The 13,484-nt window shown below is 36.1% G+C and carries 14 protein-coding genes; 13 read left to right on the top strand and 1 reads right to left on the bottom strand.

Annotation, left to right across the window (positions count from 1 at the left end):
- The first annotated feature begins 77 nt into the window (after positions 1-77).
- From ACWNMZ_RS13505 to ACWNMZ_RS13565, 13 genes are all read left to right on the top strand, one after another.
- Entirely contained in the window at positions 78-278 is a 201-nt protein-coding gene (locus ACWNMZ_RS13505; RefSeq protein ID WP_016203255.1) for a cold-shock protein, read from the top strand.
- Between the two features lie 100 nt (positions 279-378).
- Positions 379-1,101 (top strand): glycerophosphodiester phosphodiesterase, encoded by a 723-nt coding sequence (locus ACWNMZ_RS13510; protein WP_235252243.1) that lies wholly within the window; start codon positions 379-381, stop codon positions 1,099-1,101.
- A 274-nt stretch (positions 1,102-1,375) separates the two neighbouring features.
- A complete protein-coding gene (locus tag ACWNMZ_RS13515; RefSeq protein WP_235252242.1) occupies positions 1,376-2,986 on the top strand; it encodes a sigma 54-interacting transcriptional regulator in 1,611 nt (536 codons plus the stop codon).
- A gap of 22 nt (positions 2,987-3,008) precedes the next feature.
- Positions 3,009-4,100 (top strand): butyrate kinase, encoded by a 1,092-nt coding sequence (gene buk, locus ACWNMZ_RS13520; RefSeq protein WP_235252241.1) that lies wholly within the window; start codon positions 3,009-3,011, stop codon positions 4,098-4,100.
- Positions 4,101-4,104: 4 nt separating this feature from the next.
- Complete coding sequence (gene lpdA, locus ACWNMZ_RS13525) at positions 4,105-5,529, top strand: dihydrolipoyl dehydrogenase (RefSeq protein ID WP_235252240.1); 1,425 nt, start codon at positions 4,105-4,107, stop codon at positions 5,527-5,529.
- Between the two features lie 78 nt (positions 5,530-5,607).
- Complete coding sequence (locus ACWNMZ_RS13530) at positions 5,608-6,600, top strand: thiamine pyrophosphate-dependent dehydrogenase E1 component subunit alpha (RefSeq protein WP_235252244.1); 993 nt, start codon at positions 5,608-5,610, stop codon at positions 6,598-6,600.
- Positions 6,601-6,613: 13 nt separating this feature from the next.
- Complete coding sequence (locus ACWNMZ_RS13535; protein ID WP_235252239.1) at positions 6,614-7,597, top strand: alpha-ketoacid dehydrogenase subunit beta; 984 nt, start codon at positions 6,614-6,616, stop codon at positions 7,595-7,597.
- Between the two features lie 25 nt (positions 7,598-7,622).
- Positions 7,623-8,873, top strand: coding sequence for a dihydrolipoamide acetyltransferase family protein (locus ACWNMZ_RS13540; RefSeq protein WP_235252238.1), 1,251 nt, complete (start codon positions 7,623-7,625; stop codon positions 8,871-8,873).
- Positions 8,874-8,996: 123 nt separating this feature from the next.
- Positions 8,997-9,437 (top strand): BrxA/BrxB family bacilliredoxin, encoded by a 441-nt coding sequence (locus ACWNMZ_RS13545; RefSeq protein WP_031535210.1) that lies wholly within the window; start codon positions 8,997-8,999, stop codon positions 9,435-9,437.
- A 365-nt stretch (positions 9,438-9,802) separates the two neighbouring features.
- Positions 9,803-10,588, top strand: a complete 786-nt coding sequence (locus ACWNMZ_RS13550) for a transporter substrate-binding domain-containing protein (protein ID WP_031535207.1) — start codon at positions 9,803-9,805, stop codon at positions 10,586-10,588.
- 113 nt (positions 10,589-10,701) lie between these two features.
- Entirely contained in the window at positions 10,702-11,361 is a 660-nt protein-coding gene (locus ACWNMZ_RS13555; RefSeq protein WP_235252237.1) for an amino acid ABC transporter permease, read from the top strand.
- Positions 11,354-12,076 carry an amino acid ABC transporter ATP-binding protein gene (locus ACWNMZ_RS13560; protein ID WP_031535204.1) on the top strand — a complete coding sequence of 241 codons (723 nt, stop codon included), beginning with the start codon at positions 11,354-11,356 and terminating at the stop codon, positions 12,074-12,076. The genes ACWNMZ_RS13555 and ACWNMZ_RS13560 overlap by 8 nt, the downstream gene beginning before the upstream one ends.
- Positions 12,077-12,226: 150 nt before the next feature.
- The gene (locus ACWNMZ_RS13565) at positions 12,227-12,736 is read left to right on the top strand and encodes a L,D-transpeptidase (RefSeq protein ID WP_031535202.1); all 510 of its coding nucleotides are present in this window, start codon (positions 12,227-12,229) and stop codon (positions 12,734-12,736) included.
- A 236-nt stretch (positions 12,737-12,972) separates the two neighbouring features.
- On the opposite strand, the gene prli42 is transcribed toward ACWNMZ_RS13565, so the two are convergent.
- Positions 12,973-13,074, bottom strand: coding sequence for a stressosome-associated protein Prli42 (prli42, locus tag ACWNMZ_RS13570; RefSeq protein ID WP_152910842.1), 102 nt, complete (start codon positions 13,072-13,074; stop codon positions 12,973-12,975).
- Positions 13,075-13,484: the final 410 nt, after the last annotated feature.

The following is a 13,484-nucleotide window of genomic DNA, read 5'->3' on the forward strand; positions in this document are numbered from 1 at the left end:
TACATATTTCTTTATTTTTTACTACGAGCAAGGATAGTAATACATTTGTGCATAAAGCACATAGGAGGAAACAAGAAATGGCTACAGGTAAAGTAAAATGGTTTAACGCAGAAAAAGGATTTGGTTTCATCGAAACAGCTGAAGGACAAGATGTATTCGTACATTTCAGCGCTATTCAAACAGAAGGTTTCAAAACATTAGATGAAGGTCAAGAAGTTTCTTTTGACATAGAAGAAGGTCAACGCGGACCTCAAGCTGCTAACGTAGTAAAAAACTAATTTAACAAAAACCGATACAGGCTCTGACTTATGTTAGAGCCTGTTTTTTTCATCATTTATAAAGCAGTAGCGAAAGAGTTCTATATAAGGAAGTGATTTCATGACGAAAATATTTGCACACCGAGGCTATTCTTCCCAATATCCAGAGAATACCATGAAAGCTTTTGAAGAAGCTGAAAAAGCAAAGGCTGATGGAATCGAAATTGATATTCAAATGACAAAAGATGGGGAAGTTGTTATTATTCATGACGAAAAAGTTGATCGAACAACAAATGGATTAGGATATGTGCAAGAATTAAGTTATAAAGGTTTACGATCATTAAATGCAGGACATCGATTCAAGAATATTGGGAAAGAAGCTATTCCCACATTAATTGAGTTATTCGATTGGATGCAAGACAATACGATAACTTGTAATATTGAAATGAAAAATAATAAGATTCCATATAAAGGGATGGAAGAAAAAACAATTGAGCTTATTCGCAAATATGGTTTTGAAAAACGGATTATCTTTTCCTCGTTTAATCATTATAGCCTCGTACATAGTTATCGAATTGCACCTGAAATTGAAACAGCCCCTTTGTTGTCAGATGGAATATATCAGCCTTGGATATATGCAAATGCTATAGGTGCCAAAGGGTTTCATCCTAATTACAAACGCATTAACCAAGAGATAATACAATCCTCAATAGAAAAAAATATCAAAGTTAGAGCATATACAGTGAATAGTCCTAAAGCGATGAGAGCACTAATAAATGAAGGAATCTCAGCAATAATAACAGATGAGCCGATTCTTGCACGTGAATTATTAACGTTGCCTTAAAGAATGATGGTTTTCCAACCTATCTTCAATTTGTTAGAGAGAGGGAGGAGAGCCTTTTTTTTTAGATAATAGCCTAAATAATCCCTAAATAACGACTATTAGGTTATCTCCTTCACCAACTCATTTCTCCACAAATTTGCAACCAATAGTATATTCAAAAAATCTTTTTTTCAGAAATAAAAGAAAATGGGAAAAAAATTGCATAATAACAGAGAGATAGGTATAGTATAGATATGAAATAAATTGCACGGATGAACAGATAGGAAGTGTACTAATGATTGATCGAACTATACAGACAACCTCTTATGCCCTATTTGATGAAATGAAGGAAGGGATTATTCTAGTGGATAATCGCGGAGTCATCTGTTATTTCAACAAAAGTGCAGAAAGAATGATAAAGGGACACTATCATCTTCAAATAGATCAACATATTTTATCGATTATTCCTACTAGTGGGATGATGAGAGTATTACATACTAAAAGAAAAGAAGAACAGAAAATATTTGCTATATCTGATAAGGATAATCTTTTAATTTCTCGTTATCCGCTAAAAAACGAGGGAAATCAAGTTATAGGTGCATTGGCGGTATTACAAGAAGCCAATCAAAAAAGAGAATGGTTTGATGATAACAGCATCCGAGTATTGCTTACATTGATTTTGCAAAAAAATGCAGAAGCATTTGCAGTAGTCGATGATCTTGGTCATATCATCATGCAAAATTCGTCATATGAAGAGTTACTTTCAGTACTTAATCAGAAAAAAGCACACAACTTAATTATCAAGAATAGAGAAGAAGTCTTCCGAACAAGACGGGATGCGGAAATTTCGATAAATACGGACTCTTACAGTCTTATCATAAAAAGTACACCAATTATCGTAGATGGAATCTTAAAAGGCTGTCTGCAAAGCATCAACAGTTATACGGAAATAGTTCAGTTAAAAAGGGAACTTCAACAAACTAAAACGATTATACGCAGGCTAGAGCAAAGTTACCAATTTGAGGACTTTATTTATCAATCATCTTCTATGAAATTTGCACTTGAGCAGGCCAAGCTAATAGGAGCAAGCAAACGTGTGCTATTTATTAGAGGGGAAGAAGGCACTGGAAAGTTTATGCTTGCTAATACTATTCACAATTGGAGTGAAAATAAGTTTCATTTGTTTAAATGTATACATCCAAAGAGAAACAGAGAACAATTAATAGAACTTTTAAGTAAAAATAACGGGAACGCTAAAGGGACGGTTTACTTAGAAAATGTTACTTGTTTGTCGATGGAGGAGCAAACTTCGCTTCTAGAAATGATGAAAAAGGATGGGAAGGAAGAGAAACAATCGTCCCTTCGCCTTATTGTTTCATCTCCTATCAAACTAGAAAAAGCATTAATGGCAGGAATGTTTTTAGAAGAACTCTATGACGAGCTAATGAAATCGCATATATACTTACCTCCTTTAAGCGAGCGTAAGGAGGATATTTATCCATTAGCAAAGCATTTTCTTTTAGAACTAAATAAAGAAAGCGGAAGGTGGATAAAAGAGATTGAATTAGATGCCCAAAAAGCATTAGAAGCTTATTCTTACTCTACTAATGTCCACGAATTAAAGGCAATCTTACAACTAGCTGTAATAAGAGCAAAAGAAGAAGATACTGTGCTTAAAGCGGAGCATCTTATTCTTTCGCAAACGAGTGCAGAATCAAAAATAGATAGCCATGAGGAAATCGATGAAGATAATCAAACACTATCTGAGCTAGTCGAAAAATACGAGACGGTTATTATAGAAAAAACCTTGAAGAAATTAGACGGGAATAAAACGTTGACGGCAAAAACATTAGGGTTATCTGTCCGCAATTTGTATTATAAGTTGGATAAGTATCATTTAAATTAATTTTTAATAAGAGGTTTTTAAAATGAGTAAATTTCGCATATTGGTAATAAACCCGAGGTCATTAGTAACAGAAATTGCCCTCTATGAAAACGAGGTTCCGCTAATAATAGACGATTTATCTCATGATTCTGATAAGTTAGCGGAATTTCCTTCTGTTGCTTCTCAATATAAATTTAGAGCAGATGAAATTTTGTCTTATCTAGTAATTAAAGGAATCAATCTTTCGAAATTAGCTGCTGTTTGTGGAAGAGGCGGTTTACTTAAGCCCATCGATGGCGGAACCTATTTGGTAAATGCTGCTATGCGTAAAGAATTGCTTGAACAAACAAGAGGAGAACATCCTTCTAATCTGGGAGCACTTATCGCTTATGAAATTGGCGAGCATTTCGAGATTCCCTCCTATATAGTAGATCCAGTTGTTGTGGATGAAATGGCCGATATCGCTAAGATTTCTGGTTACCCGAAAATTACAAGAAAAAGTATATTCCATGCCCTTAATCATAAAGCAACAGGAAGACGTGCGGCGATGGAGCTTGGCAAAAAGTATGAGGATGTTCAATTAATCATTGCACATCTTGGCGATGGGATTACAATTGGAGCACATTCGAACGGAAGAGTAATCGATGTTAATAATGGATTGAATGGGGAAGGGCCTTTTAGTATCGAACGTTCTGGAACACTACCACATGGTGATTTAGTTGATTTATGTTATTCAGGAAAATTCAGCTACGAAGAAATGAAGCAAGAATTACTATACCATTCAGGGATAATGGCTTATATCGATAAACCAAGTAGAGGATCACTAGATATAGAAGAAGAACTAAAAAAGGGTGATAATCCAAGTTATCACATTATTGAAGCGCTAGCATACCAAGTCGCTAAGGAAATCGGCAGTGTAAGTACAGTGCTATTAGGGGAAGTAGACGCCATTATCTTAACAGGTGAGCTTGCATACAGTAATTTATTTGTAAAATTAATTATGGAACGTGTTAATTGGATTGCAGATATAATGGTATATCCAGGCGAAAATGAGCGACAGTCATTGGCACAGGGAGTACTCCGAGTATTACGCAAGGAAGAATTAGTAAAAGAGTATGAAAGTAAAGGGGTGTGAAAAAATGGCAAAAGAGTATGATCTTGTCATTCTAGGTGGTGGAACAGGCGGCTATGTAGCAGCAATTCGTGCCTCCCAATTAGGTTTAAAAACAGCAGTGGTAGAAAAAGGTAAATTAGGTGGAACATGTTTACATAATGGTTGCATTCCAAGTAAAGCACTATTAAGAAGTGCGGAAGTTTATGCGACAACGAAAAAAAGTGATGAATTTGGGATTATTACATCAGATATCCGATTGGACTTTAATCGAGTGCAAGAAAGAAAATCAACCATCATAAGCCAGTTGCATAGTGGTGTGCAATATTTAATGAAAAAAGGGAAAATTGATGTTTATGAAGGAAACGGCAGAATAATGGGACCATCTATTTTTTCACCGATGCCGGGAACGATCTCAGTTGAAATGAATAATGGAGAAGAAAATGAAATGTTGCTTCCGAAAAATGTAATCATTGCAACAGGATCTAGACCGAAAACCTTACCGGGATTAGAGATTGATGGTTCGACTGTCATTAGTTCGGAGGAAGCATTACAAATGGAAGATCTTCCTAAATCCATTATTATTGTGGGCGGAGGAGTAATAGGAGTTGAATGGGCTTCTATGCTTTCAGATTTTGATGTGAAAGTAACTATTTTAGAATATAGTGATCGATTGGTGCCAACAGAAGATAAGGAAATAAGTAAAGAATTACAGAGAATCCTAAAGAAAAAAGGGATCAAGATAGTTACAGGTGCCAAGGTTTTAGCAGACACCGTCCAGAAGAATCCATCTAATGTAACTATCCAAGCAGAAAAAAATGGCGATATACAGACGTTTGAAGGAGAAAAACTGCTTGTATCTGTTGGACGTATTGGAAATGTAGAAGGAATTGGTCTGGAAAATACAGAAATTGCAGTTTCTAATAACGTAATTGAAACAAATAAATACTATCAAACAAAGGAATCGCATATTTACGCAATTGGCGATTGTATTGGAGGATTGCAACTGGCACATGTAGCCTCACATGAAGGAATAATTGCCGTTGAACATATTGCCGGGCAAAAGCCACATCCTCTAGACTATAAAACAGTTTCTAAATGCATCTATACTAGTCCAGAAATAGCTAGTGTAGGTTATACAGAAGAAGAGGCAATTGCGCTTGGATATTCGATTAAAAAAGGCAAATTCTCCTTTAAAGCAATTGGAAAAGCACTTATCTACGGGGAGCAAGATGGATTTGTAAAAATAATCTCAGATAAAAATTCAGAAGATTTATTAGGAGTTCACATTATCGGTACACATGCTACTGACTTGATCGCAGAAGGAGCTCTTGCAAAAGTGCTCGATGCAACAGCTTGGGAAATTGGAAATACGATTCATCCACATCCGACACTGTCAGAAGCAATTGGAGAGGCAGCGCTTGCAGTAGAAGGCAAAGCAATTCATGGCTAAATAAAAAAGCTAAACAAGTAAAGGGAAAGAAAATAATAAAGGCAAAAATTGATTCCATTAGGAGGTAATAATATGACTATGGTCCATAATCGCCATTTAGAAGCTGGTTTAACAGACGACCAAGTATTGGCTATGTATGAGCAGATGCTTTTAGCTAGAAGAATTGATGAAAGAATGTGGTTATTAAATCGAGCAGGAAAAATTCCATTTGTTATTTCTTGTCAAGGCCAAGAAGCGGCACAAGTAGGAGCAGCTTTTGCTTTTGACCGTGATAAAGATTATATGCTGCCATATTATCGTGATTTAGGGGTTGTGCTAACTTTTGGGATGACAACGAAGGATATTATGCTATCAGGCTTTGCAAAAGCAGAAGATCCAAACTCAGGAGGAAGACAAATGCCAGGACACTTCGGTCAAAAGAAAAATCGTATTGTCACAGGTTCTTCCCCGGTCACTACGCAAGTACCACATGCAGTTGGCATTGCATTAGCGGGTAAAATAGAGAAGAAAGATATTGTTACCTTTGTCAGCTTTGGGGAAGGATCTTCGAATCAAGGAGACTTCCATGAAGGAGCAAACTTTGCTGGTGTGCATAAACTACCTGTTATTTTTCTATGCGAAAATAATAAATATGCTATTTCTGTCCCAATCGAAAAGCAATTGGGGTGTGCAAATGTTTCCGATCGAGCAATTGGCTATGGAATGCCAGGATACACAGTGGATGGAAATGATCCTATTGAAGTATATCGTGTCACAAAAGAGGCGGTGGATCGCGCAAGAAGAGGAGAAGGGCCAACTCTTATTGAAACTGTCTCGTACCGTTTAACCCCACATTCTTCTGATGATGATGATAGTAGCTATCGTGCAAAAGAAGAAGTAACAGAAGCAAAAGGAAAAGATCCACTATTTACATTTAGAGCTTATTTAATGTCGACTGGAATATTAACAGAAGAATTAGATCAAAGCTTAAATAAAAAGATCGCGGAAGAAATAAATGAAGCAACGGATTATGCTGAAAAGGCGCCATATGCACAACCAGAAGATACACTTAAATTTGTGTATGGTGAATAAGGGGGAAATGTAGATGCCAGTAATATCCTATATAGATGCAGTAACTCAAGCCATTCGAGAAGAAATGGAGAAAGATGACAAAGTATTTATCCTTGGCGAAGATGTAGGGGTAAAAGGGGGAGTTTTTAAAGCTACAACAGGTCTTTACGAACAATTTGGCGCAGAAAGAGTAATTGATGCTCCTTTAGCTGAATCAGCTATCGCAGGGGTAGGGATTGGAGCAGCAATGTACGGCTTAAAGCCTATCGCAGAAATGCAATTCGCTGATTTTATTATGCCTGCTGTCAACCAAATTGTCTCAGAAGCAGCAAAAGTTAGATATCGTTCCAATAATGACTGGACTTGTCCTATTGTCATTCGTGCTCCTTATGGAGGTGGCATTCATGGAGCACTTTATCATTCTCAATCGGTAGAAGCGATGTTTGCTAATACTCCTGGTTTGAAAATCGTCATGCCATCTACTCCATATGATGTTAAAGGTTTATTAAAGGCGGCCATACAAGATCCAGATCCTGTTTTATTCTTTGAACACAAACGTGCTTACAGACTAATAAAAGGGTTTGTTCCCGATGAAGATTATGTGCTGCCTATTGGTAAGGCAGATATAAAACGAGAAGGGGAAGATATAACTGTAATCACGTATGGCTTATGTGTTCATTTTGCCCTACAGGCTGCTGAAAAATTGGCAGAGGACGGGATTTCTGCCCATGTTTTAGATTTACGAACCGTTTATCCACTAGATAAGGAAGCAATTATGGAAGCTGCCTCGAAAACAGGAAAAGTCCTTTTAATAACAGAAGACAACAAAGAGGGCAGTGTGATTAGTGAAGTTGCAGCTATTATTGCCGAAAACTGTTTGTTTGATTTAGATGCACCAATTATGCGATTAGCGGGAGAAGATGTTCCAGCGATGCCATATGCCCCAACGATGGAAAAATTCTTTTTAATTACGCCAGAAAAAGTAGAAACAGAAATGAGAAAGCTAGCAGAATTTTAAGTCGCATAAGAAGGAGTGAAAACAGATGCCAATCGAGAAAATTACCATGCCTAAACTAGGAGAAAGTGTTACAGAAGGTACGATAAGCAATTGGCTTATAGCTGTGGGGGATGTCGTTAACAAATATGATCCTCTTGCTGAAGTTATGACAGATAAAGTAAATGCAGAAATTCCTTCTTCTTTTTCTGGAAAGATTAAAGAATTAATTGCTGAAGAAGGGCAAACCCTTGATGTAGGCGAAGTAATATGTACCATTGAAGTAGAAGGGGATAAATCACAGGAAGAACAGTCTCAGGAAGAGAAGACAGTAAAAAAAGAAGCGGATATATCTATTCAAGCTGACACGAGTCAAAAAACTAGATATTCACCAGCTGTATTACGTTTATCTCAGGAAGCTGGAATTGATTTAGCGCTATTAAAGGGAACAGGCACAGGTGGAAGAATTACAAGAAAAGATGTTCAAAAAGCGATAAGCGACGGCGTTCCACAGGTAAAAGAAGAAGAAAAAGCACCTGTAAATGTTGCAGTAACTCCCCCTAAAGAAACGGTTGTACATAGTAGTATTCAAACAAAAGCGGGAGACAAGGAGTTGCCGATTACTGGAGTTAGGAAAGCAATTGCAAGTAATATGGTAAAAAGTAAGCATGAAATTCCTCATGCTTGGACAATGATAGAAGTCGATGTAACAAAGCTTGTCCAATATAGAAATAAAGTAAAAGATTCCTTTAAGAAAGAAGAAGGCTATAACTTAACATTCTTTGCCTTTTTTGTGAAAGCAGTTGCCCGTGCATTAAAAGAATTCCCAGAAATTAATTCTACTTGGGCTGGAGACAAAATCATTCAGAAAAAAGATATTAATATCTCCATAGCTGTAGCAACAGAAGGTGCGTTATTTGTTCCTGTTATAAAAAACGCTGACGAAAAATCAATTAAAGGAATTGCAAGAGAGATTACAGAACTTGCCAACAAAGCGAGAACGGGTAAGCTTACTATTGATGAAATGCAAGATGGCACATTTACTGTCAATAACACGGGGTCATTTGGATCTATTCAGTCAATGGGAATTATCAATCATCCACAAGCCGCAATCCTTCAAGTGGAATCCATTGTGAAAAGACCTGTAATTAAAGAGAATATGATCGCTATCTCAGATATGGTGAATTTATGCATGTCATTAGACCATCGAGTATTAGATGGACTTGTTTGTGGAAGGTTTTTACAAAGAATTAAAGAAATACTAGAAACAACATCAGAGGAAACAACACCCATCTATTAAGAAATGGGAAAAATCAGTTCCGTAAAATGGTGAATACAGCTAATACAAACATATATATTGAAAATAAGTACTTTTTTTATAATAATGTAGAAAGAAAAATATTTCATAAAAGGGAGCGAAACGATGAATATTGACTTTAACTTATTCATGAATGATGTTGTCCGTCAAGCACGACAAGAAATAGTAGAAGCTGGGTATCAAGAATTAACGACAAAAGAAGCAGTAGATGAAGCATTATCCCAAAAAGGTACGACTCTTGTGATGGTGAACTCTGTATGTGGATGTGCTGGTGGAATTGCTAGACCAGCTGCAAGCTACTCGTTACATTATAAAAAAAGACCAGATCAATTAGTAACTGTATTTGCAGGACAGGATAAAGAAGCAACAGAACAAGCTCGTTCCTATTTTACTGGTTTTCCTCCATCCTCTCCTTCTTTTGCATTAATGAAAGACGGCGAACTTGTGAAGATGGTGGAGCGCCATGAAATCGAAGGTCATGATCCTATGCAAGTAGTAGAAAAACTACAAACTGCATTTGAAGAATACTGTGAAGAAGTTAAATAAGAATTGTATATTTGCTCAAAAAGCTCAGGTATCTGAGCTTTTTTTGATGCAAAAATTCGGGCATGTAAGAGAAAAAACTACATATTAAGTAGCTAATCAACATAAAGAGCGATTATGTCCATGGTTTCGTTTTGTGAGAAAAAAGAATTTTCAAAAAATATAACTATATTTATTTAAAAATTAAATTTTTTCAGAATAGTATTTCATTTATTGAATTTGTATAAATTGTATTGAATATTTATAAGTATGTGTTAAAATTCATATTGTTGCATGAATATAAATGAAAGATTATCTTATAATTTGCAACAAATAAGCAATATTAATAGAGAATAGAAGCATTAGAAAGTATAGGGGGATAATAAATAATGAAAAAATTATTAACATTAATGCTGTTATCAATCGTAGTTGTTTTAAGCGCTTGTGGAACCTCTACTGATGAAAACAGTTCAAATAGTGATAGTGGATCTTCTGATAAAAAGGTACTTGTCATGGGAACTTCAGCTGACTATGCGCCATTTGAATATATTGATACAGCAAAAAGTGATGACATTATCGGTTTTGATATTGATTTAGCTAATGCATTAGGCGAAAAACTTGGGTATGAAATCCAAGTTAAAGATATGGACTTTAGCGGATTAATTTCTGCTTTGCAATCTGGAAAAGTAGATTTAGTACTATCGGGTATGTCTCCAACACCAGAAAGAGCTGAAAACGTTGATTTTAGTGATGTATATTACACATCAAAAGATTTAGTTATAACGACAAAAGATAGCAATATTAAAACAGTGCAAGACCTTGAAGGAAAAAAAGTTGGGGTACAATTAGGTTCCATTCAAGAGGATGCAGCAAATGAAATTGCTGAAACAGTAAAGATTACTGTCGAAAATCGTGACCGAATCCCGCAACTAATTCAAGAGATTAAAGCTGGAAGATTTGATGCTGCAATTATCGAAGATGTTGTTGCTACTGGCTATTTAAATAAAGAGGATACATTAACATCCTTCCCTGCAAAAGAAGCTAATCAGGATGCAGGTTCTGCGATTGCATTTCCAAAGGGCAGTGAATTAACAAGTAAGTTCAATGATGAATTAAAGAAAATGCAAGATAGCGGAGAAATTGATGAGTTAATTGTTAAATGGTTTGATAACTAATTGAGAAGTGAAAGTCGGGGACAGTTTAGGGCAAGTTTGCCCTAAACGTTTTCTTGTTTTTAAGCTAAATAGATAGAAGACACCCTGTTTTTTATGAAAGGATTGAGATATTAATGGGCTTGGATTTCCAACAATTTATTCCATCGCTTCCTTATTTACTGAAGGGAGTAACAGTAACATTGCAAATTGTTATTGTAGCTGGAATTATTGGATTTGTTTTAGGGATTATACTTTCGATATTTAAACTAAGTAAGATTCCAGTATTAAGCTGGATAGCTGCTATTTATACATCTGTATTCAGAGGGACGCCACTTGTTTTGCAATTAATGATTATCTATTTTGGTGTTCCGCAATTAACTGGGATACAAATAGAACCCTCGGTTGCTGCGATTCTTTCCTTTGGCTTAAATTCAGCTGCTTATATTTCTGAGATTATTCGAGCTGGAATTTTAGCAGTTGATCGTGGACAGAAAGAGGCAGCCATGGCATTAGGTGTCGCACCTAGACAAGCAATGTTTGACTTAATCTTGCCACAGGCTTTAAAAAATATTTTTCCGGCATTAATCAATGAAGCTGTTTCTTTAACAAAAGAGTCAGCAGTTGTAACGGTAATTGGTGTAACAGATATTATGCGTAGGGCCTATATTATGGGTGGAGAAAAATATGCATATTTGGAGCCAATGATTCTAGCAGGTCTTATCTACTATGTATTAGTAATGATACTGACTACATTGGCAAAAGCCGTTGAAAGGAGAATGAGAAGAAGTGATTAATGTTGAAAATTTGCATAAATCCTATGGCTCCCTTCAAGTTTTAAAAGGGATTAATACACAGGTCAAAAAAGGAGAAGTAGTGACCATAATCGGTCCTTCTGGTTCAGGGAAATCTACTTTTCTTCGCTGTATAAACTTGCTTGAAGTGCCTACAGAAGGAAAAGTAATCATTGATGGGACGGATATTACGACAAAAAACACAAACATAAAAAAAATGAGAGAAAATGTGGGGATGGTATTTCAACATTTTCATCTTTTCCCACATAAAACGGTTTTGCAAAACGTAACATATGCACCGATTAAAGTGAAGGGATTAAGTAAGGGAGAAGCGGAAAAAATGGGTAAAGAACTTCTTGCTAAAGTTGGCCTTGCTGATAAAGCAGCTGTTTATCCTAGCCGTTTATCTGGGGGACAAAAGCAAAGGGTCGCTATTGCACGTGCTCTTGCAATGAATCCAGAAGTAATCTTATTTGATGAACCAACGTCAGCTTTGGATCCTGAAATGGTAAAAGAAGTGCTTGAGGTAATGAAATCACTTGCAAATACAGGCATTACCATGCTAATTGTGACACATGAAATGGGCTTTGCGAGAGAAGCGGCAAACAGAGTATTATTCCTTGATGGTGGAGTTGTAGTAGAGGATGCACCGCCAGCAGAGTTTTTCACCAATCCAAAAACAGAACGCGCAAAAGAATTTTTGGAAAAAATGCTATAATATTGAATACAATTAGATTTCTTCGTCTCTAGGATGAAGGAATCTTTTTCGTACTCAGTGAAGCTGAATGAATCCTATTAGGATTACGATTCCTTATCGTATAAAGAATAAGCATCCACATACACTAAGAAAAAAAGCGAGTGTGATTGTATGCTGAAACTTATTCTTTCTATTTTCCTAACTGTCTCACCTATATGGCCATTAGGGCAAAACCCTTTACCAGGAGATTCTTTTGTTATTATAAACAAAAAAACCAATCAATTATCCATAATAGATGAAAATAGAGTTCAAACTATTATTAGTGTATCGACAGGAAAAACAGAAGACTTAACACCAGATGGCTTATTTACCATTACAGTTAAAGCAGTAGAACCGTATTATCGCAAAAAAAATATCGCTGGCGGACATGAAGATAATCCTTTGGGAACACGGTGGATTGGTTTTGATGCGAAGAATACAGATGGAAGAATATATGGTATTCATGGAACTAATAATCCAGGCACTATTGGAAATTATGTGTCCAATGGCTGTGTCCGTATGCAAAATGAGGCAGTAGAATCGATTTATGATTTAATACCATTAGGAACCAAAGTTCTAATAACAAGGTCAGATAAAAGCTTTGAGGAATTAGCAAAAGAGTATGGGGCTATTCATGAATAAAAAAGGAGCTGGGACAACATCGTTTCAGGTAGTAATAAACACGAACTGTTTTTGTTTTTGGCAAGAAGCTTTCAAAAAAAGTTTGTTGTATTACCCGCAGTCTGAATACATTTCGCTTACCATGGGGCTGCGCTTTAGCCTTCTCGGCTTTAGGGGTATTCCCTTTCTCGCAGCTCCCATAGGAGTTTACGTGTATTCAGACTGCTTAGTTCTTCCATTAGTAAGATAGTCTTCGGTTAAAATAACATTCCAATTCCGATTAACAGTGTAGATGCTAGCATAATAAAGATCATTAAATATACAACAATCTTTTGTAATCTATTTTTTCGTTTCTTCATAGAATCCTCCATAGTCTAACCATTCTTACTGTCTATTTTACTAAGAATAGAAGAATGGTACAACTATAAACATATGGAATTTTGATTAGGGAATTTTTTTAAGGTAAGAGGCTGGGACATAAACATTTCAGCTAACAATAAATACGAATGATTATGCGGTAAGTTTACACGATCGTTCGTATTTATATTTTAGAAAAAGGTTTAAAAATGAAGTGAAATGGAGCGGATGACGGTCGACTCCTGCGGGAAATAGAGGAAAGGCTGAGACCCCGCAGCGCAGCGAGGAGGGCACTGAAAAAGTATAGTATCTCCAAATTAAATAAGAATTTATTTATTTGAAAGCGAATATTAAGTTGGTTTGGAGAGGTGACCGCTTGACTCCTATGGGAACAGCGAGAAAGTCCGAGACC

The organism is Niallia sp. Marseille-Q9988, assembly GCF_976954375.1.

What these genes read in the sequence shown, in the direction of transcription:
- ACWNMZ_RS13505 (WP_016203255.1), top strand. Translation starts at nt 78, where the DNA reads ATGGCTACAGGTAAAGTAAAATGGTTTAACGCAGAAAAAGGATTTGGT.
- ACWNMZ_RS13510 (WP_235252243.1), top strand. Translation starts at nt 379, where the DNA reads ATGACGAAAATATTTGCACACCGAGGCTATTCTTCCCAATATCCAGAG.
- ACWNMZ_RS13515 (WP_235252242.1), top strand. Translation starts at nt 1,376, where the DNA reads ATGATTGATCGAACTATACAGACAACCTCTTATGCCCTATTTGATGAA.
- buk (WP_235252241.1), top strand. Translation starts at nt 3,009, where the DNA reads ATGAGTAAATTTCGCATATTGGTAATAAACCCGAGGTCATTAGTAACA.
- lpdA (WP_235252240.1), top strand. Translation starts at nt 4,105, where the DNA reads ATGGCAAAAGAGTATGATCTTGTCATTCTAGGTGGTGGAACAGGCGGC.
- ACWNMZ_RS13530 (WP_235252244.1), top strand. Translation starts at nt 5,608, where the DNA reads ATGGTCCATAATCGCCATTTAGAAGCTGGTTTAACAGACGACCAAGTA.
- ACWNMZ_RS13535 (WP_235252239.1), top strand. Translation starts at nt 6,614, where the DNA reads ATGCCAGTAATATCCTATATAGATGCAGTAACTCAAGCCATTCGAGAA.
- ACWNMZ_RS13540 (WP_235252238.1), top strand. Translation starts at nt 7,623, where the DNA reads ATGCCAATCGAGAAAATTACCATGCCTAAACTAGGAGAAAGTGTTACA.
- ACWNMZ_RS13545 (WP_031535210.1), top strand. Translation starts at nt 8,997, where the DNA reads ATGAATATTGACTTTAACTTATTCATGAATGATGTTGTCCGTCAAGCA.
- ACWNMZ_RS13550 (WP_031535207.1), top strand. Translation starts at nt 9,803, where the DNA reads ATGAAAAAATTATTAACATTAATGCTGTTATCAATCGTAGTTGTTTTA.
- ACWNMZ_RS13555 (WP_235252237.1), top strand. Translation starts at nt 10,702, where the DNA reads ATGGGCTTGGATTTCCAACAATTTATTCCATCGCTTCCTTATTTACTG.
- ACWNMZ_RS13565 (WP_031535202.1), top strand. Translation starts at nt 12,227, where the DNA reads ATGCTGAAACTTATTCTTTCTATTTTCCTAACTGTCTCACCTATATGG.
- prli42 (WP_152910842.1), bottom strand. Translation starts at nt 13,074, where the DNA reads ATGAAGAAACGAAAAAATAGATTACAAAAGATTGTTGTATATTTAATG.